Source organism: Rossellomorea oryzaecorticis (assembly GCF_038405515.1).
GTDB lineage: Bacteria > Bacillota > Bacilli > Bacillales > Bacillaceae_B > Rossellomorea > Rossellomorea oryzaecorticis_A.
Map to the genome: position 1 here is coordinate 1 of NZ_JBBYAF010000054.1, position 25,040 is coordinate 25,040.

General features: G+C 41.3%; 30 protein-coding genes. 28 read left to right on the top strand and 2 right to left on the bottom strand.

All coding sequences use genetic code 11. The annotated features are described in order from the left end of the window. The first annotated feature begins 430 nt into the window (after positions 1 to 430). The 16 genes from AAEO50_RS19210 to AAEO50_RS19285 all read left to right on the top strand — a co-directional run bounded on the left by AAEO50_RS19210 (position 431) and on the right by AAEO50_RS19285 (position 14,470). Positions 431 to 616, top strand: a complete 186-nt coding sequence (locus tag AAEO50_RS19210) for a hypothetical protein (RefSeq protein ID WP_071619022.1) — start codon at positions 431 to 433, stop codon at positions 614 to 616. Positions 617 to 622: 6 nt separating this feature from the next. Continuing rightward, on the top strand, positions 623 to 763 hold the full coding sequence (locus tag AAEO50_RS19215) for a YrzQ family protein (protein WP_341985972.1): 141 nt from the start codon (positions 623 to 625) through the stop codon (positions 761 to 763). Between the two features lie 106 nt (positions 764 to 869). After that, the gene (locus AAEO50_RS19220) at positions 870 to 1,940 is read left to right on the top strand and encodes an AI-2E family transporter (RefSeq protein WP_341985973.1); all 1,071 of its coding nucleotides are present in this window, start codon (positions 870 to 872) and stop codon (positions 1,938 to 1,940) included. Positions 1,941 to 2,294: 354 nt separating this feature from the next. Further along, on the top strand, positions 2,295 to 4,928 hold the full coding sequence (gene alaS / locus AAEO50_RS19225) for an alanine--tRNA ligase (RefSeq protein ID WP_341985974.1): 2,634 nt from the start codon (positions 2,295 to 2,297) through the stop codon (positions 4,926 to 4,928). Positions 4,929 to 5,011: 83 nt separating this feature from the next. Next, positions 5,012 to 5,278 carry an IreB family regulatory phosphoprotein gene (locus AAEO50_RS19230; RefSeq protein WP_071619018.1) on the top strand — a complete coding sequence of 89 codons (267 nt, stop codon included), beginning with the start codon at positions 5,012 to 5,014 and terminating at the stop codon, positions 5,276 to 5,278. A 3-nt stretch (positions 5,279 to 5,281) separates the two neighbouring features. Beyond that, a complete protein-coding gene (gene ruvX / locus AAEO50_RS19235) occupies positions 5,282 to 5,698 on the top strand; it encodes a Holliday junction resolvase RuvX (protein WP_341985975.1) in 417 nt (138 codons plus the stop codon). Between the two features lie 15 nt (positions 5,699 to 5,713). Next, complete coding sequence (locus tag AAEO50_RS19240; protein ID WP_341985976.1) at positions 5,714 to 6,004, top strand: DUF1292 domain-containing protein; 291 nt, start codon at positions 5,714 to 5,716, stop codon at positions 6,002 to 6,004. 164 nt (positions 6,005 to 6,168) lie between these two features. Beyond that, the gene (gene mltG / locus AAEO50_RS19245) at positions 6,169 to 7,302 is read left to right on the top strand and encodes an endolytic transglycosylase MltG (protein ID WP_341985977.1); all 1,134 of its coding nucleotides are present in this window, start codon (positions 6,169 to 6,171) and stop codon (positions 7,300 to 7,302) included. 225 nt (positions 7,303 to 7,527) lie between these two features. After that, positions 7,528 to 8,178, top strand: coding sequence for an O-methyltransferase (locus AAEO50_RS19250; RefSeq protein ID WP_341985978.1), 651 nt, complete (start codon positions 7,528 to 7,530; stop codon positions 8,176 to 8,178). Next, positions 8,175 to 9,104, top strand: coding sequence for a peptidase U32 family protein (locus AAEO50_RS19255; protein ID WP_341985979.1), 930 nt, complete (start codon positions 8,175 to 8,177; stop codon positions 9,102 to 9,104). The genes AAEO50_RS19250 and AAEO50_RS19255 overlap by 4 nt, the downstream gene beginning before the upstream one ends. Before the next feature lie 93 nt (positions 9,105 to 9,197). Next, positions 9,198 to 10,469, top strand: a complete 1,272-nt coding sequence (locus AAEO50_RS19260; RefSeq protein WP_341985999.1) for a U32 family peptidase — start codon at positions 9,198 to 9,200, stop codon at positions 10,467 to 10,469. Positions 10,470 to 10,474: 5 nt separating this feature from the next. Continuing rightward, positions 10,475 to 11,110 (top strand): uridine kinase, encoded by a 636-nt coding sequence (gene udk, locus AAEO50_RS19265; protein WP_341985980.1) that lies wholly within the window; start codon positions 10,475 to 10,477, stop codon positions 11,108 to 11,110. Between the two features lie 172 nt (positions 11,111 to 11,282). After that, a complete protein-coding gene (gene greA / locus AAEO50_RS19270) occupies positions 11,283 to 11,759 on the top strand; it encodes a transcription elongation factor GreA (RefSeq protein ID WP_341985981.1) in 477 nt (158 codons plus the stop codon). Between the two features lie 8 nt (positions 11,760 to 11,767). After that, positions 11,768 to 12,010: a hypothetical protein gene (locus tag AAEO50_RS19275; RefSeq protein ID WP_341985982.1), complete on the top strand. Its 243-nt coding sequence runs from the start codon at positions 11,768 to 11,770 to the stop codon at positions 12,008 to 12,010. A 22-nt stretch (positions 12,011 to 12,032) separates the two neighbouring features. Further along, positions 12,033 to 13,640, top strand: coding sequence for a peptidoglycan D,D-transpeptidase FtsI family protein (locus AAEO50_RS19280; protein ID WP_341985983.1), 1,608 nt, complete (start codon positions 12,033 to 12,035; stop codon positions 13,638 to 13,640). Between the two features lie 101 nt (positions 13,641 to 13,741). Continuing rightward, on the top strand, positions 13,742 to 14,470 hold the full coding sequence (locus AAEO50_RS19285) for a YrrS family protein (protein ID WP_341985984.1): 729 nt from the start codon (positions 13,742 to 13,744) through the stop codon (positions 14,468 to 14,470). A gap of 39 nt (positions 14,471 to 14,509) precedes the next feature. Here the strand turns inward: AAEO50_RS19285 and AAEO50_RS19290 are convergent, their stop codons facing one another. Further along, positions 14,510 to 14,722 carry a DUF2536 family protein gene (locus tag AAEO50_RS19290; RefSeq protein ID WP_341985985.1) on the bottom strand — a complete coding sequence of 71 codons (213 nt, stop codon included), beginning with the start codon at positions 14,720 to 14,722 and terminating at the stop codon, positions 14,510 to 14,512. Between the two features lie 198 nt (positions 14,723 to 14,920). Between AAEO50_RS19290 and AAEO50_RS19295 the strand changes: the two genes are divergently transcribed. From AAEO50_RS19295 to AAEO50_RS19320, 6 genes are all read left to right on the top strand, one after another. Then, positions 14,921 to 15,559, top strand: coding sequence for a class I SAM-dependent methyltransferase (locus AAEO50_RS19295; RefSeq protein ID WP_341985986.1), 639 nt, complete (start codon positions 14,921 to 14,923; stop codon positions 15,557 to 15,559). Between the two features lie 14 nt (positions 15,560 to 15,573). Continuing rightward, positions 15,574 to 16,266 carry a 5'-methylthioadenosine/S-adenosylhomocysteine nucleosidase gene (gene mtnN, locus AAEO50_RS19300; protein ID WP_341985987.1) on the top strand — a complete coding sequence of 231 codons (693 nt, stop codon included), beginning with the start codon at positions 15,574 to 15,576 and terminating at the stop codon, positions 16,264 to 16,266. Positions 16,267 to 16,417: 151 nt separating this feature from the next. Next, positions 16,418 to 17,341, top strand: coding sequence for a cysteine synthase family protein (locus AAEO50_RS19305; protein ID WP_341985988.1), 924 nt, complete (start codon positions 16,418 to 16,420; stop codon positions 17,339 to 17,341). Positions 17,342 to 17,343: 2 nt separating this feature from the next. Beyond that, positions 17,344 to 18,480 (top strand): bifunctional cystathionine gamma-lyase/homocysteine desulfhydrase, encoded by a 1,137-nt coding sequence (locus tag AAEO50_RS19310; protein ID WP_341985989.1) that lies wholly within the window; start codon positions 17,344 to 17,346, stop codon positions 18,478 to 18,480. Positions 18,481 to 18,591: 111 nt separating this feature from the next. Beyond that, a complete protein-coding gene (locus AAEO50_RS19315) occupies positions 18,592 to 18,834 on the top strand; it encodes a YrhC family protein (RefSeq protein WP_341985990.1) in 243 nt (80 codons plus the stop codon). 782 nt (positions 18,835 to 19,616) lie between these two features. Next, positions 19,617 to 19,757: a YrzI family small protein gene (locus AAEO50_RS19320; protein ID WP_341985992.1), complete on the top strand. Its 141-nt coding sequence runs from the start codon at positions 19,617 to 19,619 to the stop codon at positions 19,755 to 19,757. Positions 19,758 to 19,907: 150 nt separating this feature from the next. Here AAEO50_RS19320 and AAEO50_RS19325 read toward each other — a convergent pair whose 3' ends face one another. Then, positions 19,908 to 20,045 (bottom strand): hypothetical protein, encoded by a 138-nt coding sequence (locus AAEO50_RS19325; RefSeq protein ID WP_341985993.1) that lies wholly within the window; start codon positions 20,043 to 20,045, stop codon positions 19,908 to 19,910. A 589-nt stretch (positions 20,046 to 20,634) separates the two neighbouring features. Between AAEO50_RS19325 and AAEO50_RS19330 the strand changes: the two genes are divergently transcribed. From AAEO50_RS19330 to AAEO50_RS19355, 6 genes are all read left to right on the top strand, one after another. Next, positions 20,635 to 21,381, top strand: coding sequence for a class I SAM-dependent methyltransferase (locus AAEO50_RS19330; protein ID WP_341985994.1), 747 nt, complete (start codon positions 20,635 to 20,637; stop codon positions 21,379 to 21,381). Positions 21,382 to 21,617: 236 nt separating this feature from the next. Continuing rightward, complete coding sequence (locus AAEO50_RS19335; RefSeq protein WP_341985995.1) at positions 21,618 to 22,448, top strand: GNAT family N-acetyltransferase; 831 nt, start codon at positions 21,618 to 21,620, stop codon at positions 22,446 to 22,448. Positions 22,449 to 22,603: 155 nt separating this feature from the next. Then, on the top strand, positions 22,604 to 23,386 hold the full coding sequence (locus AAEO50_RS19340; protein ID WP_341985996.1) for a hypothetical protein: 783 nt from the start codon (positions 22,604 to 22,606) through the stop codon (positions 23,384 to 23,386). Between the two features lie 124 nt (positions 23,387 to 23,510). Beyond that, positions 23,511 to 24,242 carry an alpha/beta hydrolase gene (locus tag AAEO50_RS19345; protein ID WP_341985997.1) on the top strand — a complete coding sequence of 244 codons (732 nt, stop codon included), beginning with the start codon at positions 23,511 to 23,513 and terminating at the stop codon, positions 24,240 to 24,242. 155 nt (positions 24,243 to 24,397) lie between these two features. Continuing rightward, positions 24,398 to 24,751, top strand: a complete 354-nt coding sequence (locus AAEO50_RS19350; RefSeq protein WP_341985998.1) for a hypothetical protein — start codon at positions 24,398 to 24,400, stop codon at positions 24,749 to 24,751. Between the two features lie 104 nt (positions 24,752 to 24,855). Continuing rightward, positions 24,856 to 25,040: hypothetical protein (locus AAEO50_RS19355; protein ID WP_341986000.1), on the top strand; the 185-nt coding region annotated here is incomplete at its 3' end.

Sequence of the window (25,040 nt, forward strand, 5' to 3'; positions counted from 1 at the left end):
GGCTAGCCCCTCGAGGTCATAAGCTAAATGTGCCAAGAAGGCAAAAAACGCCTTCCCGGCCCATTCATCTTATGCTTGTCGGGGCTGAGCGAGCCGACTCCGCTTTTCTTGCCACAGGCGGAACGCCGAGGAGGCTCGACTTCCTCCTCGCGGAAAGCAAGTGCCTGAAGCGAAAAGGAACGGGCTTTGTCATTTCTATGCACCCTATTTTAAGCCCTAATAAACGGAGAGAGAAACTCAAAGGATGGCTCCTATGGAAAAAGTATCTCCTCATGAAATAAAGAAAATGTCCCACACTAAATAAGAACGGTAAGACATGTTGTACCGTTCAGGCGTGTTTCTTCTAGGGCAGGTATATTTTTTACTCTGATTGGACATGATGGTAGGGAATAATCACCAGTTTTGCTGGTGCAATAGAGGTGACCTTACGATGAAATGCCCAAACTGCCAGAGTAAAGATATAGGGAAGATCGGGATCAACCAATATTATTGTTGGGGATGCTTCATTGAACTTTCCTTGTCAAAAGGAGTCATTCATACTCATCAGGTAGAAGAAGATGGATCATTAAGCTCTTTAGACGACTTGTTCGATGAGGAAGACCGCCAATTAATCTAGGAAGAGGTGTCTTTCTTGAACAGAACATTTGCATCGATTGTTGGTTTTGGAGCGGGAATCGCTGCGTCGATCTATTCTCAGCGATCAAATATGATGAACCGAAAACAAATGAAAAGATTTCGTAAACAAATGAAGAAAATGTTTTAAGACGAATTATGACTGACTCTCCATCAAGGGGGAGTCAGTTTTTTTATTTATTGTATAAAAACCTGCCCTGATTTCTAACAATAAACAATAAGAAGGAGTGGTGCAGGTGGAAACAAGAAAATATGCCAAATGGCTCTACAGGCTTTCTATAGCACTTGTATGTGCCCTGTTCCTGTATATACTCTTTTTACTGAGGCCAGTCTGGCATCCCGTTCTGGAGGTTGTGATTCTGTCACTTCTTCCATTCATCATTGGAGGCTTCATCGCTTATTTGCTTCACCCACTCGTGGAGAAGCTTCATGGGGCTGGCATACATCGCGGAATTGCCATCATGCTCATTTATATACTTTTTTTCGGCGGGTTGGGATACGGACTTTATAAAGGAACCCCCGTCATCATCCATCAGTTGAGAGACTTATCGGAAAATGCTCCGATATTCACCTCACATTATCAGAAGTGGCTTCATTATATTCAAAGTGAAACATCTAATTGGCCGGATGGCATACAGACACAATTGGAGGAGAGAATCGAAGGAATCGAGGACTGGCTGACCGGCGTTGTTGCTGCAGCACTCGCGATCGTACTGAAATTGATGAACAGTCTCTTGATTATTGCAATTGTTCCTTTTGTATCATTCTACTTATTAAAGGATATAACAAAAGTAAAGAAATTCTTTTGGGAACTGACACCGCGGAGATGGAGGCAAAGTGCGCTGAGATTTTCTCAGGATGTGGACGAGTCACTCGGGGGCTATATCCGCGGCCAGCTTCTGGTCTGCTTGATCATCGGAGGCCTATCTGCAGCCGTGTTATGGTTCCTGGGTATGAAGTATCCACTAATACTTGGTGTCATCATGGGGGTCACCAACGTCATCCCTTATTTTGGGCCGGTCATCGGGGCTGTTCCTGCAGTGATTGTAGCAAGCACCATTTCATTGAACATGATCCTATATGTCGTCATATTGGTGGTGGTATTGCAATTTCTGGAAGGTAATATATTGTCTCCCATGATTGTAGGGAAGAGCCTTCATATGCATCCTTTGTTTATTATGGGGGCCCTTATTATCGGAGGGGAAATAGGAGGAGTCATCGGGTTGATTGTGGCCGTTCCTGTCCTCGCAGTAATCAAGGTGGCTTTTTTACACGGGAAAACACATTTTCTTAATTCGAAAAACTGAGAAGATAACATTGACAAAAGGTTTGAATATTTCTATAATCCAACATATACAATAAAGTTTACAAGATGAAAATGATGAAGGATCCAGTAGGTTGTAGCCCATCTGAGTGCATGTGCACATAAGAGAGGAATTTCCCCGGCTGAAAGAAATTCCAGATGAAGGATGACCGAATGCTAATCCAGAGTGCAGGTAAACCCTGCCGTTGAACCGCGTTAAGGTGTGTGAGGGGTGAGTATAGGGTTTTCTATATTCACAACCAGGGTGGTACCGCGAGCCAGCTCTCGTCCCTGTTTTGGGATGAGGGCTTTTTTGTATTCTTTTTTAAGTACATACATCTATAAGGAGGAAGTTCAAATGAACAAATTAACCGGCGCCCAAATCCGCCAAATGTTTTTAGATTTCTTTAAGGAAAAAGGTCACAGTGTAGAACCGAGCGCACCTTTGGTGCCTCATGAAGACCCCTCATTGCTATGGATCAACAGCGGGGTGGCAACATTAAAGAAGTATTTTGACGGACGTGTGATTCCCCAGAATCCGAGAATCGTAAATGCACAGAAATCTATCCGTACAAATGATATTGAAAACGTAGGTAAAACGGCACGCCACCATACGTTCTTTGAAATGCTTGGAAACTTTTCAATCGGTGACTATTTCAAAGTGGAATCGATTGAATGGGCTTGGGAATTCCTGACCGATAAAAAGTGGATCGGATTTGATCCCGAGAAATTATCCGTCACCATTCACCCCGAGGATGAGGAAGCGTTTGAAATCTGGAACAAAAAAGTCGGGGTCCCTGCTGAGAGAATCATCCGTATCGAAGGTAACTACTGGGATATCGGGGAAGGCCCAAGCGGACCTAACACTGAAATCTTCTACGACCGCGGTCCCGAATACGGCGATGACCCGAAAGATCCCGAACTATATCCAGGCGGCGAAAATGACCGCTATCTTGAAGTCTGGAACCTTGTGTTCTCCCAGTTCAACCATAATCCTGATGGAACATACACACCGCTTCCAAAGAAGAACATTGATACAGGAATGGGACTTGAAAGAATGGCATGCGTGGTGCAAGAAGTCCCTACCAACTTCGATACCGATTTGTTTATGCCAATCATGAAAGCCGTTGAAAAGATTTCTGGAAGCACCTATGGCAAAAATGAAGAAACCGATGTGGCATTCAAAGTAATTGCGGACCATATCCGTACAGTTGGGTTTGCAATCGGGGATGGAGCACTTCCATCAAATGAAGGACGTGGATATGTTCTAAGACGCCTGCTCCGCCGTGCCGTACGTTTCGCCAAGCAAATCGAAATCAACCGTCCTTTCATGTACGAATTGATCCCGGTCGTTTCTGAGATCATGGTTGATTTCTACCCGGAAGTAAAAGAAAAGGCTGAATTCATCCAAAAAGTAGTGAAAAATGAAGAAGAACGTTTTCATGAAACGTTAAATGATGGATTATCAATTCTTTCTTCCATTGTAGAAAGAGAGAAGAGGGCAGGCAGAGGTACGATTCCTGGGGAAGATGTATTCAGACTTTATGACACATACGGTTTCCCGGTGGAATTGACGGAAGAATACGCTGAAGAAGAAGGACTTTCAGTCGATCATGCAGGCTTTGAAAAAGAAATGGCAGGCCAGCGTGAGAGAGCGCGTGCTGCCCGCCAGGATGTTGGAAGCATGCAGGTACAGGGAGGCATACTGAGTGATATCACAACTGAAAGCAAGTTTGTCGGTTATGACAACCTGGAAACGAATGCGACTGTAATCGAGGTCCTCGTGGATAAGGAACGCCAGCCGAAAGTGGATAAAGGTCAGGAATTCCAGTTCATCCTCGATCAAACACCTTTCTATGCAGAAAGCGGCGGACAAATCGGTGACAAAGGATACCTTGAAAGCGATGGTGTAAAAGTCTATGTGACCAACGTCAAGAAAGCACCGAACGGACAGAACCTTCATACCGGTATCGTCGAAGAAGGCACGCTGGAAAGTAATTATAAAGTAATGGCAAAAGTTTCCCGTGATTCAAGGAAGAAAGTGGAGAAGAACCATACAGCTACTCACCTTCTGCACCAGGCGCTGAAGGATGTCCTCGGTGAACACGTCAACCAGGCAGGTTCTTTAGTCGAGCCTGACCGTCTGCGCTTTGACTTCTCTCACTTCGGGTCTGTAACGGAAGAAGAAATGGAGAAAATCGAAAGCATTGTGAATGAGCAAGTGTGGAAAGCCATTTCGGTAAATACAGATTTAAAATCCCTTGCTGAAGCAAAAGAGATGGGTGCGATGGCATTGTTTGGGGAAAAATATGGTGAAGTCGTCCGGGTAGTTTCAATAGGCGATTACAGTCTCGAACTTTGCGGAGGCTGCCATGTTTCAAATACATCCGAAATCGGATTGTTTAAAATTGTATCAGAAAGCGGCATCGGTGCAGGTACGCGCAGAATTGAAGCAGTCTCAGGGGAAAGTGCATACAACCTTCTGAATGAACAAGTATCACTTCTGAAAGAAGCAGCAAATAAACTGAAGGCGAATCCTAAAGACATCGTGAACCGGGTAGACGGCTTGATGCAGGAAATGAAAGAACTGCAAAGAGAAAATGAATCATTGGCGGCGAAGTTGTCTAACATAGAAGCAGGAAGCTTAACCGATCAGGTGAAAGTAATAGATGGAATCAATGTACTTTCAGCTAAAGTCGGAGCGGGAGACAGCAACGCATTGCGGACGATGATGGATGATCTTAAACAGAAGCTCGGATCAGCTGTCATTGTACTGGGTACTGCAGGCGATGGCAAAGTGAACGTGATTGCCGGAGTGACCAAGGATTTAGTGGATAAAGGCTATCATGCAGGAAAGCTTGTAAAAGAAGTTGCATCCCGCTGCGGCGGCGGTGGCGGCGGACGTCCTGATATGGCCCAAGCCGGAGGAAAGAATCCAGAGAAATTAGAGGAAGCACTGCAATTTGTAGAAGAATGGGTCAAATCCGTTTAACTCTGCGTTAAAGTGGTGTACAATGTAGGTAACGATTAACAATTCGTTTGTTGAAGAGACAAGCCTGAAGAGAGGTGCTAAAAATGAGTTCTTTTGACAAAACGATGCGATTTGATTTTTCTGATGAGCCATTTGAACATGACGTTAAGGAAGTACTGCTTCAAGTTCATGATGCGCTTCAGGAAAAAGGGTATAACCCGATTAATCAAATTGTTGGGTACTTATTATCTGGGGATCCTGCTTATATTCCAAGACATCAGGACGCCAGAAATATCATCCGTCGTTTGGAACGGGATGAAATCATCGAAGAATTAGTCAAATCGTATTTGAAACAGCATAAAGAGGGATAATGAATGCGAGTAATGGGACTGGACGTTGGCTCTAAAACTGTAGGTGTTGCAATAAGCGACGCCCTTGGCTGGACAGCACAGGGAATCGAAACAGTAAGAATCAATGAAGAAGAAGGCGAATTCCGTATTGACCGCTTAAAGGCATTAGCCGAGGAATACGAAGTGGATACGATTATTGTCGGATTGCCTAAAAACATGAACAATACGATCGGGCCGCGCGGGGAAGCTTCAAAGGCTTACGGTGATTTGGTTCAACGTGAGTTATCCATACCGGTTAAATACTGGGATGAACGCTTAAGTACAATGGCTGCAGAGAGAGTACTCCTCGAAGCGGACGTCAGCAGAAAGAAACGCAAAAAAGTAATTGATAAAATGGCTGCAGTGATGATTCTTCAGGGATATCTTGACAGTCAAAAATAATGAGGTGAATGATTAATGGAACACGGAGAAAAACAAATTACAGTAGTAGACGAACAAGGAAATGAACAGCTATGTGAAGTCCTCTTCACATTTGAATCAGATAAATTCAATAAGTCATATGTTCTGTACTATCCGCTTGGAGCAGATGAGAATGACGAAGAAGAAATCGAAATCCACGCTTCAGCATTCCAGCCGGGCGACGAAGGCCAAGAAGGCGAATTAAAGCCGATTGAAACAGAAGAAGAGTGGGACATGATTGAAGAAATGCTGAATACTTTCCTGGATGAAGAAGAAGAAGGCGAATAAATTTCATTGAGGATTTTATAAGACAGGGACCGGCAAAGGGATAATTTTTATTCCTTTTTGCCGGTCCCTGTTTCACTTTGTGCAAAATATTGTATAATAGGGAGGATGATGTCGAAATTTATGACGGATATCAAGCTTTTTTGCTCGAAAAGGGGAATAAAGAGATGGAAGATAAAAACAATATAAAAGAAACACTTATGAAAAAACTCTTGGAAAGACAGGAAGAGGCGAAAGTCATTCGTAAAATCGTCGGACTTATCATTTTATCACTTATTATTGTCATCGGGGGGACTGCAGTCGGCGGATACCTATATGTTAAGTCTGCACTGAAGCCCGTGGATCCGGAAAATACCAAACCGGTTAAGGTGGAGATACCGATAGGATCAGGAGTCACTTCCATTGGTAACATCCTTGAAGAAAACGGTATTGTGAAAAATGCAACCATTTTTAAATACTATGTGAAGTTCAATAATGAATCCGGATTTCAGGCCGGATCTTATGATTTGACACCTTCGATGACGTTGAGTGAAATTGTCAATAGTCTGAAAACAGGCAAGGTAATGAGAAAGGCAGAATTTAAAATTACCATACCAGAAGGGCTTCAACTCGATAAAATTGCAGAAATTATCGCAGATAAGTCACCATATAAAAAAGATGAAATCGAAAAGAAACTGAATGACAAGAAATGGCTCGGGCAATTAAAAAAGGAATATCCGAACTTGATCACAGACGAAATATTAAATGAAGATATTAAGAAACCGCTGGAAGGCTATCTTTACCCGGTCACATATTCTTTCTATGAGAAGAAACCTTCACTGGAAGAAATACTTACGAAAATGATTGGTCAAACCGATGAGGTGCTGGCCCAATACAAAAGCACTATGGCTGATAAAGAGTTCACAGCACACAAATTATTGACAATGGCTTCACTGATTGAAGAAGAAGCAACAGAAAAAGCTGATAGGGGCAAGATCTCCAGTGTTTTCTATAACCGCATCGAGGAAGGTATGCCCCTTCAAACCGACCCCACCGTTCTATATGCACTGGGAGAGCATAAATCCCGTACAGTATACAAGGACTTAGAAGTGGACTCGCCTTATAACACATATAAAGTGGCTGGCCTTCCGCCGGGTCCCATCGCAAATGCAGGACTTTCATCTATAGAAGCGGCCCTTCAGCCGGAAGACACGAATTATTATTATTTCCTCGCTTCCTCCAACGGATCTGTCTATTATTCAGAAACGCTTGAGGAACATAATGAAAAGAAAGCCAAATATATCACAAATAAATCCGAATAATTCATCCTGTGAAGGCAGGCTTTGAAACCACTGCAACGGCAAGAGAAGAGGAAAGAAACATTCGCTTTCCTCTTCTCTTTGTGTTAAAATAGTACAAGTTATTTTTCATAAATGTGCGTTATATTTGCGATAGGTGTAATGAAGTAGAAAGCTCTAAGCAGCTTTCTTCTTTTCATGTTCTGACGCAACTATAAGGCAGTTCATGGGTGAGGATCGTGAAAAGATATGATGAACGAACAGGTTATTAACTATATAGAATCAATTACAAAAAAACGTTCTCCGCTTCTGACAGAAATGGAACAGTATGCACAAGAGCATAATGTGCCGATCATGGAACTGGTGGGGATCGAAGCCCTTTTAGGCATTCTGTCCATTCAACAGCCATCCCGTATTCTCGAAATCGGGACGGCAATCGGGTATTCAGCTCTCAGAATGGCGGAAACCCTTCCAGAATCGGAAATTACGACGATTGAACGGGACGAAGAGAGGTACGGGGCTGCACAGGCGTTTTTGACACGTTCCGAAAGTGGCAGCCGGATCCATACTCTTTTGGGAGATGCTCTCGAACTTCAGGAAGAAGTAGAGAAACATGGCCCGTACGATGCCATTTTCATTGATGCGGCAAAAGGCCAATACCAGAAATTCTTCGATCTTTATGCATCGATGCTTTCAGAAAACGGTGTCGTCTATTCAGACAATGTATTATTTAAGGGCCTTGTCGCCGAAGAGGAAATCGAACAAAAGAGGATAAGGAACATGGTAAAGAAACTGCAGAAGTATAACTGTTGGCTGATGAATCACGAAGAATACGAAACATCCATCCTGCCAGTAGGGGATGGAATTGCCATTAGTAAAAAAAGAGGTGAACGAAAGTGAAAAAGCCGGAGCTGTTGGTGACCCCGACATCCCTTTCAGATATTGAACCTTTAGCCCAAGCCGGAGCCGATGCATTTATCATCGGTGAGCAGAAATTTGGATTGCGCCTTGCCGGGGAATTTTCACAAGAAGAAATAAAGAAGGCCATCACGACTGCCCATGTCTATGGTAAAAAAGTGTATGTCGCGATGAATGCAATTTTTCATAATGATAAAATCGGTGATCTGGAAGAGTATATTTCTTTCCTGAAAGATGCTGAAGCAGATGCGATTGTTTTCGGTGATCCCGCTGTATTGATGGCTGCAAGAAGCGCAGCACCCGATATGAAGCTTCACTGGAACACAGAAACGACTGCAACAAATTGGTATACATGCAATTACTGGGGCAGAAAAGGTGCGAAGCGAGCCGTCCTTGCACGTGAATTAAGCATGGATGCCATTGTGGAAATCAAGGAAAATGCAGAAGTGGAAGTCGAGGTCCAGGTGCATGGCATGACATGTATGTTCCAATCGAAACGCTCCTTACTCGGTAACTACTTTGAATATCAAGGAAAAGTAATGGAAGTGGAAAACCGAAAGCAGCAGAAAAATATGTTCCTGCATGACAAGGAACGTCATAATAAATATCCGATTTTTGAAGATGAAAACGGAACCCATATCATGAGCCCGAATGACATGTGCATTATTGATGAACTCGGGGAAATGATTGAAGCGGGAGTCGATTCATTCAAGATTGACGGAGTGTTAAAATCCACTCATTACGTCGTGGAAATCACGAAATTATATCGGAAAGCCATCGATTTATTTTTACAGGAGGAAGACCAGTACGAAGACTCGAAGGATGAGTTGTTAAATGAAGCAAAACGGCTTCAGCCAGAAAACCGCCCGCTGGATACTGGATTTTTCTTTAAGGAAACGGTCTATTAAACGAGCCATGCAGAGCTTGATCTCAACGGCATTTAAAGAGACCCATAAAATCAGTTCAAGAAAGATGAATAGAACGGAGGAGTTACGTTGACCATGGTTGTAAAAGACCCTATCTCTAACGTTGTTGAGGGAAAACGTGTTATTGTGAAGAAGCCTGAATTATTGGCTCCTGCCGGTAACCTTGAAAAATTGAAAATCGCAGTCCACTACGGTGCAGATGCTGTATATATCGGCGGACAGGAATTTGGGCTTCGTTCCAACGCAGGCAATTTCACTTTGGAAGACATGAAAGAAGGCGTGGAGTTCGGCAGGAAGTATGGTGCGAAAATCTACGTAACAACCAATATATATGCTCATAATGAGAACATGGATGGTCTGGAAGAGTACTTAATGGGGCTCCAAGAGGCAGGAATTGCAGGGATCATCGTAGCTGATCCTTTAATTATCGAGACATGCAGACGAGTTGCTCCGAAGGTCGAGGTTCATTTGAGTACACAACAAAGCTTATCCAATTGGAAAGCGGTTCAGTTCTGGAAAGAAGAAGGACTCGATCGAGTCGTTTTGGCCCGTGAAACAAGCGGCGAAGAAATCCGTGAGATGAAGGAAAAAGTGGATATTGAAATTGAGACTTTCATTCATGGTGCAATGTGTATTGCTTATTCCGGCCGCTGTACACTCAGCAATCATATGACGGCACGCGACTCAAACCGGGGCGGCTGCTGTCAATCTTGCCGCTGGGATTATGATCTCTATCAGCTTGAAGATGGCGGGGAACAGGCTCTCTACAGTAATCAAGATGCTCCTTTCGCTATGAGTCCAAAAGACTTGAAGCTAGTTGAATCGATTCCGAGAATGATTGAGCTTGGCATCGACAGTCTAAAAATAGAGGGACGAATGAAATCGATTCATTATGTGGCTACAGTGGTAAGTGTTTACCGCAAAGTAATCGATGAATACTGTAAAGATCCGGACAATTTCCAGATCAGGAAAGAGTCGCTGGAAGAACTTGAAAAATGTGCAAACCGGGAAGCTGCGCCTGCATTTTTTGAAGGTGTGCCAGGGTTCAAGGAGCAAATGTTCGGTGTTCACAATAAAAAGAATACGAATTTTGAATTTGTCGGACTTGTGCTGGATTATAATGAGGAAACTGGGATCGTCACGCTTCAGCAGCGAAATCATTTCAAGTCTGGCCAGGAAGTGGAATTTTTCGGACCGGAGATATCGAATTTCACACAAGTGATCGGACAGATATGGGATGAAAAAGGGAATGAACTTGACGTGGCTCGTCATCCGCTGCAAATTGTGAAATTCAAAGTTGATCAGAGAGTCTACCCTGACAACATGATGCGAAAGGAGAACACTTAAAAGTTATGAAACATAAACCTGTTGTTATCGGTGTAGCAGGAGGATCCGGATCTGGAAAAACAAGTGTAACAAAAGCCATTTATGAGCAATTCCAGGGACACTCGATCTTAATGCTGCAACAAGATTATTATTATAAAGATCAATCCCATCTCCCTTTTGAAGAGCGGCTGAAAACCAATTATGATCATCCTTTGGCATTTGACAATGATCTGCTCATTGAGCATTTAAACGAACTTCTCAACCATCAGTCCGTAGACAAGCCTGTGTATGATTATAAAATGCATACCCGTTCTGATGAGACTATTTTGGTAGAACCGAAGGATGTCATCATTTTAGAAGGAATTTTAGTATTAGAAGATGAAAGATTGCGCAACTTAATGGATATCAAGCTTTACGTTGATACGGATGCAGATCTCCGCATCATCAGAAGGATGCTCCGTGATATTAAAGAAAGAGGCCGTTCAATCGATTCAGTGATCGATCAATACATCACAGTGGTGCGCCCGATGCATAATCAATTCATCGAACCGACGAAACGATATGCAGATGTAATCATTCCTGAAGGCGGCCATAATCACGTGGCGATCGATTTAATGGTAACAAAAATTCAAACAATTCTTGAACAAAAGTCATTTTTGTAATACGATAACATAGATAAACATATATAGGTTAAATTCCCAACAATGTAATGGTAACGGGGAATGGAGGAGAAGAGTCTTTCCCTTCATTCCCTGCCTTTACATTTTAATGCATCATGAAGTACTACATAAAGAGCTTGGGAAGCTCTAAGACAGTTAAGGAGTGAAGAGGGTCATGAGTACAGAAAAAGTATTCCCTATGACAGCAGAGGGTAAAGAAAAATTAGAAAAAGAATTAGAAAACCTTAAAACGGTAAAACGTAAGGAAGTAGTGGAACGCATCAAGATCGCCAGAAGTTTCGGAGACTTATCTGAGAACTCTGAGTACGATGCAGCGAAAGATGAGCAGGCATTCGTCGAAGGCCGTATCTCTACATTGGAAAATATGATTCGCAACGCTAAGATCATCCAGGAAGATGACATGAATTCAGATACAGTTCAATTAGGCAAGAAAGTAACGTTCGTGGAATTGCCGGATGGAGATGAAGAATCCTACACAATCGTTGGAAGTGCAGAAGCAGATCCGTTTGAAGGTAAGATTTCAAATGATTCTCCAATCGCGAAAAGTCTTCTTGGCCATAAAGTCGGTGCAAAAGTAACCGTTCAGACTCCAGGCGGAGAAATGAGCGTGAAGATTGTAGAAGTAAGCTGATCATCATGATGAGGAAGAAACTCTTTTCAGGGTTTCTTTCTTTTTTTATTGCTTGTTTTTATCTTGGCATGGAGGAAGTCCATGCATGGTTAGAACTCCATAAACTCGTCAACAATGTAGACGAGGTGAAGAGGAATGATACGAAAACGGGTCAGGCTGTTAAGCACCTTTCTGCTTATGGGCATCTTGATACTATCCGTGAGATTAATGCAGCTCCAATTATTCCAGACGGAATCGTTCTCGAAGCATAAAATCAATTTGATTGAGGAAAGTGTGGCGCAACGCACGCAGCAGCTCGTCATTGATGAAGGAAGGGGACAGTTCCTCGACAGGAATGGGGAGCCGCTTACGTTTATAGAAAAAAATGTGCTGGTCTTATTTCCTTTTTTAAAGAGAATGGAGTGGCCTGTTGAAAAAGTGGCACGTATTATTCATGTGACCCCTGAAATCATTGAAACAAAACTCGAACATGCAAAAGGTCCGATCGTATTCGGCGGCAAGGAAGCGTATCAGCTTTCCGAAGAACAGATGAATCAGATAAACGCTTTGAAAATACAAGGAGTATTTGCCGTAACGAGGAAATTTAAAAGTGCGAATGTACCTGCTTCCCAGCTCATTGGGATAACGGGTGAAAACGCAGAAGAATTTCATGAACGCTACCCTGATAAAGTAAAGGGAGTACATCAGAAAATCGGAGTAACGGGGATGCAGGAAATCTTTGATGAATGGCTGGTTTCAGAAGAACAGTCAAAGCTTATTTATCATGTGGACGCGATCGGGGGCCCTTTATTCGGGGCAGACGTGAAATATCTCGCTCCTGCCAATCCGTTTTATCCTCTCAATATCAAAACTACGATTGATACAGACATGCAGCAGGCATTAGAAACGGTCGCAGATCAGTACAAAATTGAAAAAGGCGGCTTGCTTCTCTTGGATATCGAAAATAGTCAAATACTCGCCAATGTGTCACGTCCAGCGATTAACACCAGTGATCCATTCAGCGGAGGCGCCGCCAATTATATGCTGAAATCACTGGCGCCGGGTTCCGTTTTTAAAACAGTCGTCGCGGCCGCAGCCATGGATGAAGGGATTGTGGATGAATCCCGCATGTTCAATTGTAATGAAGATATCTACGGTGACCCCGATGACAAACAACATGGTACGATAAATATAAAAACGAGTATCGCAGTCAGCTGTAACAGGACTTTCGCTGATTTAGCGAAAGAACTGCTGGAAAAAGATGACCATTCCCTTGAGGAATATGCAGAAAAACTTGGCCTATTAGGTGAAATCTCATGGAAGGGGAACGTATTTCATTATGAGGATTTTTCACAGCTCCAAGTGAGCGAGGGAAGAATTTTTGTATCAGACGAAGAACGAAAAGATATCAATTATATCGCTCAGACCGGAATAGGGCAGAAGGAAGTCAGGGTCACACCCCTCGGTATCGCCAATATGATGGCGACCATTGCCCGGGGCGGGGAAAAGTATATGGTCAGTGCAGCAACGTCCATCGATTATCAAAACGGGACAAGTATGTTTTCTTTTCCAAAAAAGAAGATGGAAGGAGAGAGGATTTCCCCTTTCACTGCAATGAAGCTGCAGCAGTATTTAAGGGGAGTCGTCAACTCGCCTGAAGGGACCGCACCTCATTTAGACACCGCTCTTTATACGATCGCTGGAAAAACAGGAACGGCCCAAACAGGGAAAGAGCGTGAAGGCAAAGAATTGTACAATAAATGGTTTGCCGGCTATTTTCCATTTGAAGAACCGAAATATGCTTTAGTGGCAGTCAACATGGATGTACAGGAATATGAAGGAGGTATTTACCCGATCTTCAAAGACAGCGTTGACGCTGTTTATAAACTGGAGAATGAGTAAAATCTCCCAATCTCCATTACACGAAAGAAATTGGTTCATGTTTCGCTTTATTCTTTTTACTCTATCATGTTAAAATGTTTAGGATAATAGGAGGGAATCTTATGGCGAAATATAAATCTCGATTAGACCGACGTTCTAAAAGTAAAAGCAATAAAGTATTAAACATAATGATCGCTGTTGTTGTTCTCTTGATTGTTGTTGTAGGTGCCACGATCCTGACCGGTAACGGTTCCGATAAAGAAAATGCATCAACAGAGGTTGAAAACAACGATAAGAATACGTCTGAAAACAGTACGGACAGCGATAGCGATAGTAAACAAAAAGACGATGAAAACTCTGTTTCTATGAAAGAAGATTCAGATTCATCTGAATCAGAGAAAGATAAAGAAAAAGAGAAGCAAGATGAAAAAGAAAAGCAAGATGAAAAAGAGAAAGAGAAAGAAGATGCACCAGAGGAAAAGGAATCTGTTGCACTTGATGACAGTGAGGCTCAGATAGAAGAAAGCAACGAACAGAATGTAAAGAGAACAATCGTGCATCCTAATTGGGAGCCGATCGGGACAGAGCAGTCAGGTGATCATGTGTCTTCATATGAAACGGGCAGTGTCGATTGGCAGGAAAAAGAGAAAGCTCTATCCTACGCAACCGGCATCCCTCAGGATAACATGACAGTATGGTTCATCGAAGGAAATGGCGGCCCTCAAAAATCCATTGGTACCGTAACTGAGAAGGGCGGTTCTACAGCCTATAGAGTTTATCTTCAATGGATGGACGGACAAGGCTGGCAGCCGACAAAGGTTGAAGAACTGATAGAAAACGATAAAGATTAATAAAGAGAAAGCTCCGGCGCAAATGCCCGGAGCTTTTCTTTATTTCTGGTTATTCACCTTGAAATGGACGACAGCTGTATATAATCTTCTTCCATCTTCATCAATTGCTACCTGATGCTGCACGGCACGCACGGCGAGCATGATCGCCTTGTTATGTTCGATTTGTTCTTCTATTTTTTTCTCTAGGGTCTGTAATCGATCAGCTTCAAAAAACTCAACTTTATCTTGAATTAAATCGAATGAAATATTCATTCTGCTTCCTCCTAAATACGAAAAATATCACGTCATTTCAAACTGCTCCATTACCCATTTTAGAGTTCAGTCGGTATTTTTACAAATTTTATTTGTTGAATTTATAAAATGTATATGATACTTTAATAACAGTTTTAAAATTAATTCATAGTATATTGATAGGAATTATAAACTTAATTTAAAACTGAGGTGCTGAGGATGGGAAGAGAGTTCTTGGATTTGTTCGAAGACTGGGCGGATTCTTACGATGATACGGTCGCCGGGAAAGATTCAGAATACAAAGATGTCTTTGATAAATATGAAGAAATACTTGAGGAGGTCGTTTCCCGCTCTAGTGGGACAGTAGTGGAATTCGGTCCAGGGACAGGGAATCTTACAGTTAAACTGTCTGAAGCAGGGCTGCATGTCGTCCCGTTTGAACCTTCTCCGGAGATGAGACTCATCGGACAGCAGAAGCTGGGAGATAAAGTATCGTTTTTAGACGGGGATTTTCTCGAATTCAAACTGGGTGGGAGCGTCGACACGATTGTCAGTACGTATGCTTTTCACCATTTAACAGACGAAGAAAAAGGAAAAGCCTTTGGGATTTATGGAAACTTGCTTGCACAAGGTGGTAAAATAGTATTTGCTGATACGATGTTTGAAACGGAACAGCATTATCATGCCGCCATAGATCAAGCTTCAGATAAAGGCTTTCTGAATCTTGCAGAAGATTTAAAACGGGAATATTATACGACTCTCGAAGTGCTCAAAGGGTTATTGACCTCAGAGGGGTTTTCCGTGGATTTTCGCCAGATGAACAACTTTGTCTGGATCATGGAGGCGACTAAACAATAGAAAGAGGTTTTAATGTGAGAATCGCCATCATTGGAGCAATGGAAGAAGAAGTAGCACTACTGAGAGAAAATATTACAAATCCGGATACCGAAACAATTGCCGGGTGTGAATATACAAGCGGGACGATGAAGGGGAAAGAAGTGATCCTTCTTCGTTCAGGAATAGGAAAAGTAAACGCGGCTATGTCCACAGCCGTATTGTTACAGCACTTCAAGCCGGATGCCATCATCAATACAGGGTCAGCTGGAGGATTCGATCCTTCATTGAATGTAGGTGATGTCGTCATTTCAACAGAAGTGCGCCATCATGATGTTGATGTGACTGCTTTCGGATATGAATACGGCCAGGTTCCTCAATTGCCAGCTGCATTTACAGCAGATGAGAAATTAATGTCAGCAGCAGTGGAGAGTGTCAGGGAACTGGGAGATGCTCAAGTGGTTTCAGGTTTAATTGCAACTGGAGACTCATTCATGAACGATCCTGCACGGGTAGAAGCGATTCGTGATAAGTTCACAGACTTACAGGCCGTTGAAATGGAAGCCGCCGCGATTGCGCAGGTAGCACACCAATTCAATGTCCCGTTTGTGATCATCCGCTCTTTATCCGATATAGCAGGAAAGGAATCAGACGTTTCCTTCGAGCAATACCTGGAAAAAGCAGCCCTGCATTCTGCTAAAATGGTTATGAGCATTGTAGAATCCGTATAAAGTATAGAGATAAAAGCTGACCCAAGCGCCCGTATTCTCTTTCCGTTCTTAGGAAGCCGCAGCAAAACCGCTGTTTCTTCCATGGACTGATTGTAAGGAGATGGTGTGCAAAGGTCAGCTTTTTTCATATTGGAATAAAGGGGGCAGTGAAATGGATGTATATAAAAATGTGCATGAGTTGATAGGCAACACTCCTGTTATAGAACTTACTCATTTTCCATTGAAAAACGGTGTCCGCCTATTTGCCAAACTGGAATTCTTCAATCCCGGCGGAAGTATCAAGGACCGGCTTGGGATCGAATTGCTGAAAGAGGCAGAGGAAACGGGGAAAATCAAACCGGGAGGAGTTTTCATCGAGCCAACCGCGGGGAATACAGGCATCGGATTGGCTTTGGCCGCTGTGAATTCGGGATATAGAGTCATGTTTTGTGTGCCAGAAAAATTCAGCATCGAAAAGCAGGAACTGATGAAAGCACTGGGAGCGGAAATCGTTCATACGCCCACTGAACTGGGGATGAAAGGTGCGATTGCAAAGTCGAAAGAGCTTTCGGAAGAAATCGATAACTCCTATTATCCGGGCCAGTTTGAAAATGAAGCAAACCCTGCTACTTATTATAAAACACTTGGTCCGGAAGTGTGGAAGCAGATGAATGGTCAAATTCATTGTTTTGTCGCAGGGGCCGGAACAGGCGGTACATTTATGGGAACTTCCCGTTACTTGAAAGAAATGAATCGGGATATCAAGGCGGTCATCGTGGAACCCGAAGGATCTATTTTGAATGGAGGAGTTTCGGGACCTCATAAAACCGAAGGAATCGGGATGGAATTCCTGCCGGATTATATGGACACGGGCTACTTTGATGCGATTCATACCGTTACCGATGATGATGCTTTCAGAAGAGTGAAAGAATTGGCATTGGTGGAAGGGTTGCTGGTTGGCAGTTCTTCTGGTGCGGCGTTGCACGCAGCCCTGATTGAAGCAGAGAAGGCTGAGTCCGGAACCAATATCCTGACCATCTTTCCTGACTCGAGCGAACGTTACTTAAGCAAGAAAATTTATGAAGGAGGAATCTGATCATGAAAAAGAAAACACAGCTAATCCACGGAGGAGTCGGTCTCGATCCGCAAACGGGAGCGGTTTCTACACCGATCTATCAAGTAAGCACATATAAACAGGACGAAGTGGGAAAACATAAAGGATTTGAATATTCCCGTTCAGGGAACCCGACCAGACACGCACTTGAAGAACTCATCAAGGATCTGGAAGGTGGAAAGAAAGGATTCGCGTTCGGCTCAGGAATGGCAGCCATTACAGCAGTGATGATGTTGTTTGACAGCGGAGATCATGTCGTTCTGACGGATGATGTATACGGCGGCACTTACAGAGTGATGACGAAGGTATTGAACCGCCTTGGCATTCAATCGACATTTGTGGATTCAAGTGAGATTAAAAAGATAGAACAAGCGATCAAGCCGAATACAAAAGCGGTTTATATTGAAACACCTACAAATCCTTTACTGAAAATAACCGATATCGAAGAAGCGGCAGCACTTGCCAAGAAACATAATCTATTAACGATTGTTGATAATACGTTCAGCACGCCATACTGGCAGAACCCCTTGAACCTTGGGGCTGATATCGTGCTTCATAGTGCCACGAAGTACATCGGAGGACACAGTGACGTGGTGGCGGGGCTTGTTGTCGTCAATACAGAAGAACTGGCAGAAGAGCTGTTCTTTGTTCAGAATTCCACTGGCGGTGTACTTGGACCGCAGGATTCATGGCTCTTGATACGGGGAATCAAAACGCTGGGCCTGAGGATGGAAGAGCATGAAGAGAACACGAAGAAAATAGTGGACTATCTGACTCAGCACCCGAAGGTTTCAAAGGTCTATTATCCAGGCCTGGAAACTCATCCGCATCATGAAGTCGCGAAAAAGCAGGCTGCCGGATTCGGCGGTATGGTATCATTCGATGTGGGAAGTGAAGAAAATGCTGATCGCCTCTTGACGAATACAAAGTATTTCACATTGGCAGAAAGCCTGGGGGCGGTGGAAAGCTTGATATCCGTACCTGCACGCATGACACATGCTTCCATCCCGAGTGACCGCCGCCTCGAATTGGGAATCACCGATGGACTGGTGAGAATTTCCGTCGGACTGGAAGATGCCGAGGATCTTATTGAAGATCTTGAAAGAGCTCTATCACGCTAAGTGGATTCATTGCCTATTGGAAGAACTGGTATCAATTACATGGCAGACTGCCTGCCTGCTTATGTTACCATAGAGTAAGAGATTACTAGTTCAAAAGTAGGTGATTGCTCAATGAAGCAGACTCTAAATAAAAAGAATTTACAGTATAAAATTAATGACTTCAAGCGGTTTGGATTCACTCTTTTAGCGCTTAGTGTGTTTATGTACCTGGGAGTTGTGATCCCTTCTGAAACCGTGACACAGGTAAAGACGATGATCCTTATGTCAGGGACGGTCGTTTTACTTGGACTTTCACTCATCTTCTTCACCAAAGCGATAAAATATAAAAAAGATCTGCAATCTGCGGATGAATAAAAGAGACTGGAACATTATCGTTTTAGTCTAAGTGAAACCCGAATTGTTCTTTAGTTTTACCTTTTTCCAGCGGTTGATTGGAGTGCAAGACGAAGACTCCTGCGGGAAGAGTAGCTTATGTGAGACTTGTCCAGCTACAGGGCTTAGAGGCACATGTCATAAGTCAAATCGACCAAGAAGGCAAAAAACGCCTTCGTGGCCGATTCGCCTTATGCCACCCGCCTCTGAACGAAGCCCCTCCGCTTTTCTTCCCGCAGGAGCGAAAGCGACGAGGAGGCTCACGGGCTACCCGCGGAAAGCGAAGTCTTGCACGGAAATCATTAGTGGTATTTAAAACCTATACTAAATTGTTCTTTTAGTATTATCCAGTCTTATTATTTTACATCCAGGAGTGGCACCCATTCTTCATGAATATAGAACATATGCCGCTTCGGATACGAAGAAAGGGAATTGTATGGTAGAGCATGCTGCATAAATCGAAATTTGTAGAAAATAAAATGTTTACAATTCATGGCGAATTGGATATACTAACCAATGTAAGAAAAAAATCACACTAAAGGAGGTCGAAGAAAATGATCATTGCTACAATGAACTCTGGAACAACAGAATATCGTTTTAACCATTCGACCACTTGTGGGATGACGTTCATTTAATTCTGACTAAAATCTTAAATGAAGCCGCGGGGAGAATGTGCTTTCCTGCGGCTTTTTTGTGCCGCTCGGGAAAGAAATCTCTGTGCGGTTTTTTACTGCCTTAATAAGGCTTTGAAAGGGGTGATAGGTATGACATTGAATCTTTTATTCGTAACGGTGACATTCAAAAAGAAACAAGAATCTTTCGAGGAAGCGGAACACAACTGCAACGTCACAAAGCAATATGAACAAACGAAAACAAAGCAGCATTATCTGTCCAACATTTATTAATGAACAGAGGCAGAAACAATAGGAGAGGAGAATGAAACATGATTTATATTCAGGAGAAAAGACTAAATGCGCTATGGGTAGAGAAGGACACTGCCTAGAAAACATAAAGGCGGGTGGATGAATTGTTTTTAAATATCTTACTATGGACGGCTATCTTTCATAAGAATAAGCAAAGAAATGAAAGATGATCAAAAGGGGCACCTTGCTGAGAGGTGTCTCTTTTTCTTTGCCAGAGATGATCGTGACATCAGCCGGGTACAGGTTCAGCATCAGACACAATTCTGTCATTTATTAGTAAAAAGTTGTTCACGAATGCCCCGGGAATTCCGGCGCAAAAGTGATACATTAATAGTAAGAAGGAAATTGATTCCTGACACTAAAAGGAGTGAATGAGATGTTTTCCATGATTATGGGTCTTGTCTTAACGTCTGTCATTGGTTTGATCATTGCTGCTGAAGTCAGTGTTGAATAGAGAAACAACGCTAGAGAAAAATAACGGGTTCTGTTTTGGAGTACAAAAATGCAATTTACACCCTAATATGCAGTAATAGGTGCAAAGGTCTTAACAACGTGATTAACACAATAAAATGAATCGAAAAAAAGCTCGGATGACAAAAATATCCGGGCTTTTTTTGTATTTGCATCGAAGAATATTCCTCAATTTATCATTGGAGTGAAGAGCACTTATAACCATACTCTTTTCTTATCATCGAACTAACTATTTATGCTGAAAGGGAAATATAAGATATTCCACTAAAGGGCCATTTAATGGAAGAAGACTTTTATAAAAAATTGTATATTTACAGATGGTTTTTGCAGGAAAATGATGACTTATATAGAATATATGTTCCTATGGTTATTAAGGAGGGTGATGGAAATGGATGTCGAGTCTCTTACTATAAATAAGCAAAGTTGGGATGAAGTAGCAGATCGTTTTTTTGGTCGAAATCCCCTTCCCGAATATGGGCCACTGGCACCTAGTGAGGAAGAATTAAATTTATTTGGAGATGTTACAAATTTAAAGGTATTAGAAATTGGTTGTGGTAGTGGGCATTCTTTACAATACATGGACCAAAAGAATGCAGGTGAATTATGGGGATTGGATCTGTCAGGTAAACAGATTGATGCAGCAAAAACATTATTAAAGAATTGCAATTCACCGTTAAAGTTATTTGAATCTCCTATGGAGGATAATCCTGGTTTACCGACTAATTATTTTGACATTGTTTTTTCTATATACGCACTTGGATGGACAACTAATCTAGAAAAAACATTAGCAAATGTTAATAAATATCTAAAGCGAGGTGGGATATTTATCTTTAGTTGGGAACATCCAATTTATAACCGAGTATCTAATATAAATGGTACCCTAACTTTTAATAAATCCTATCATGAGGAAGGTTCTTATTATCATGAAGCTTGGGGTCATCCTGCAATTATGCAACAATTTAGAATGAGTACATATATCAATACATTGATAAACAATGGATTTAAAGTTGAAAGAGTGGTTGAGGATGTTTGTTTGTCCGATGAAGATATCCAAAGGCACTCAAACAGATGGTATTCTTATGAGAAAGCAAAAGTGCTTCCTACAGCTGTTATTATCAAAAGTGTAAAGTTGTAGTTTTTGATATTTTATTAGCAGTGAGATTCTTCATATTTTGTTTCCTTTTCTTCGACCATAGGAGCAGGTTAACAGAATTAGCATTGCTAAAAGCTGACGTAATCCCAAAGGGGATTGCGTCTTTTTGTTCAATTAAGGAACAAGAGCATTGCCGAAGTTCAAAGTTTTTGAAATAATTGGTATTAAGTCAAAAAAGCTTATAAAACATTTAAATATGCAAGAGAGGATGATGACTGATGATTTCAGAACTTGAAAAGTCTGAATATTACAAGTGTAGAGAATTAATATATGAAGAAGGACTCTTAGAAGCAGAAGCCGTAATCGAAGGATCGCATCCTGGTCGCATATTTGTTGATGACATTATTTCTCCTACGGCTGGATTCATTTGGTTGGGGAGTAATAATGGTTTTATCTTTATTGGGAACGAAGAAAATGAGGAATTTAATTTCGAATTATACGATTTTTTTAATACAGTTATCAAACATGATGCCAATAAATTAGGTTTAACAGCTTTTGAAGCGATTGGAAATCATTCGAAATGGAATGATACTTTTAAAAAAGTATTTGGTGAAAATGTGAAAGGTTACAATCAAAGGGTTTATGAATTAAAAAAAACGGATTATAGAAAGCAAAATGAACCTGTTATAGAGCAAGGGTATGAAGTAATAAAAATTACCAAAGACATCATAGAAAACAAAGGTTATGTATCGTTTGAAAACATTGATTTTTTACGTTCGAAAATCTTGGAGTTTTGGAAGTCCTTTGAAAAGTTTTTAGAGTATGGTATTGGGTATATTGTCGTTTATGATAATGAAATTGTAAGCATTTGTTTTTCTGGCGTGGTAGCTGGAAATGTACATGCTATTGATATTGAGACTCTAAAATGTCATCAAGGAAAAAAACTTGGACAAAAAGTTGCTCATTTCTTTGTAAATGAATGTATAGAGAATAATATTACTCCATATTGGGATTGTATGGAGATAAATACAGCTTCTGTTTCTGTTGCGGAAAATGTAGGATTTAAGAATAAATTTAATTATATTTGGTATAGCGTCTCTTTTGAATAAATTTGATCTCTAACTAAGAGGACAATAAATGAACTCCAGCTATTGCCTTAGTTTATAGGAATAACTTAGAATCTCTGAAACGTTCAAGTTCCGAAGTCGTTAAACTATGACAAAGATAGAAAAAAATGTCACCATAAGCAAAAGGGGGAGATATTGTGAAATACGGAGTCTCTGTCACAGATACTTCAGAAGTACAAGAAATCGAAAAAAAGGGATTACAACTGTTAGAAAAGCTGGTTCAATTTTCAAAATCATTAAATGAGATTGCTTCTTTCCAACCACCAAGAGGAATTATATTTCACGATTTAACATCTGCCACCCAACTTTATTCCACAATTCCTTTACCGGCTTATACTTCTAGGGATTTAATTCATATTACACCTTTATTTGAAACGTGGAAAAGTATATATATTTCTACAACAAACGGAGTGGAAGTTGCTAAAAAGTATTATTCAGAACTTGATATGGATGATGTAGCAGTCATAGCAGCTCACGAACTAACACATCACGTCAATTTTTTCCATGCAGATTTTAAAGAACTTGATGAAGAAAATATGTGGTTTGTAGAGGGTCTTTGTTTCTATATCCCACGTAAATTAATTTTATCGGAAGAAAAGTTCAATTCGACTATGTATGTAGAATCCTGCCTAATCAACAAATATAAAGAAAAATATGGTGAATATACGCTTAATATGTTTGGTGAATCAGCAAGTCATAGCGAAGAATTAGAATATTCAGCAGCATTTTATGATTATTGGAGAAGTACATATGTAGTTGATTTACTCATCAAAAATTATTGTAATAATAGTGTTCAAGAACTTATCGATTACTATAAAGAATGGGCTAACAGTAGAAAAGTTAGTACCCTTCAAACTTACTTTGTGAATAAGCTACAAATTTCTAATGAAGATGCTAAAAACTTGTGGCTCTCTTATTAAGCTAGAGGGCTAACTGAAGGTCTGCAAATAAATCCTGCTAGAATGATGCCTTTCCAATTATTTGGAGTATGTTAATTGAATAGTGACGAATCACATATATAATGACAATTTTTTGGAGGAGTTTATGACTGGAAGTGCAGTTGGTCAAAAAGTATATTTAGAAGGTATTGAACTATATTATGAACATATAAAAATTTGTACTGATAATTTTACAATTGTTTTTGAGTCTGGATATGGTTGGGACTTGAATAATTGGAATTCGATTAAAAGCGATGTTTCAAAGTTTGCAAATGTATTCTTGTATGATAGGGACGGTATTGGTAGAAGCGAGAAGAGTAGCCAACCAAAACATAGTATGCAAATTATCAATAATCTGAGAAATTTACTCAACAAAGCAGACGTGAAACCTCCGTATCTCCTCGTAGGGCATTCTTTCGGTGGTGTAAACGTTAGATTATTTGCTAATAAGTATCCAGAAGAGGTTGCAGGAGTAATTCTCTTGGAATCCGTTCACGAAGATCAAAATAAAAAGATGGTTCCATTATTCACAGAGAAAGTGCAAGAAGATTATTTAGGACAGTTTTCAGTAGAAGCTACACTAAGCGAGTTTGAAGAAAGTTTGGAGCAAGTAAGAGGAACAAAACTTGGAGAAATTCCTCTTCTTGTAATTACAGGCGGTACACAGTCCCACCATACAAACCAGTCTATGGCTCAATGGATGATGTTTCAGAAGGAACTTGCCAACCTTTCAACAACAAGTAATCACCTTGTTATTAAGGAGGCTGGACACGCCGTCCACATCGACGAACCTCAATTAGTTATAAATGCTATTAAGGAAATGAAGTCTAAACTATAAATTAGCTTCTTCCATTATAGCGGGCAATAAATGAAGATTGGGCAGCTGATCTTGAGCTTTTGCTTTATTCCGTTATTGGGCAGGCTAGTTGAATATCCACATTTAACCATTTTGTGTTATAATTATTTTGAAAATTCAAATAAGGAGTTGATGTAGTGACCTCTTTTGCAGCATTGCTGTTTTTGTATCCTGTGTTCTTTTTGCTTTTAGGTATTGCCTTAGGGATTTTCTTTAAGACCTCAAAGTTAAATGTGATTTTAATCATTTTTATAGGGTTTTTACTATCTAATTTGGCTTTTTATTATCTTGCAGAAGGCGGATTTGCAGGAATTGAAAGGGATGCAACTGGAAAAGGATTAGCTGTGTTCTCGGGGTTATCCATTTCAGAAATCTTATCTGTCCTAATAACCCCCAGTCTCTACACCATTATGTACGTTGTACTACTATTATTAAGTTTCCTGATTACTAATCTTTTTAAGAAAGGAAGAAACAAAAGCATTAGTATGTAATTTAGTCTTATTCCATTAACGGGGGCTTTAATGGAATAAGTAGTTGATAAAGGTCCAAAAGGTGCTGGGACAAAAGTGTTTTAGCCTAAGTTAAGCCCGAACTGATGATTCAATTTAGTTCGGTTTTTTATTGGCTTTGTTTAAGTGTGCGTATAGTTATTAGCTTGTTCCAGCGGTTGATTGGAGTGCAAGAAGAAGACTCCTGCGGGAAAAGCGAGACAGGTGAGACCCCGCAGGAGCGCATGCGACGAGGAGGCTCACCGGCCGCCCGCGGAAAGCGAAGTCTTGC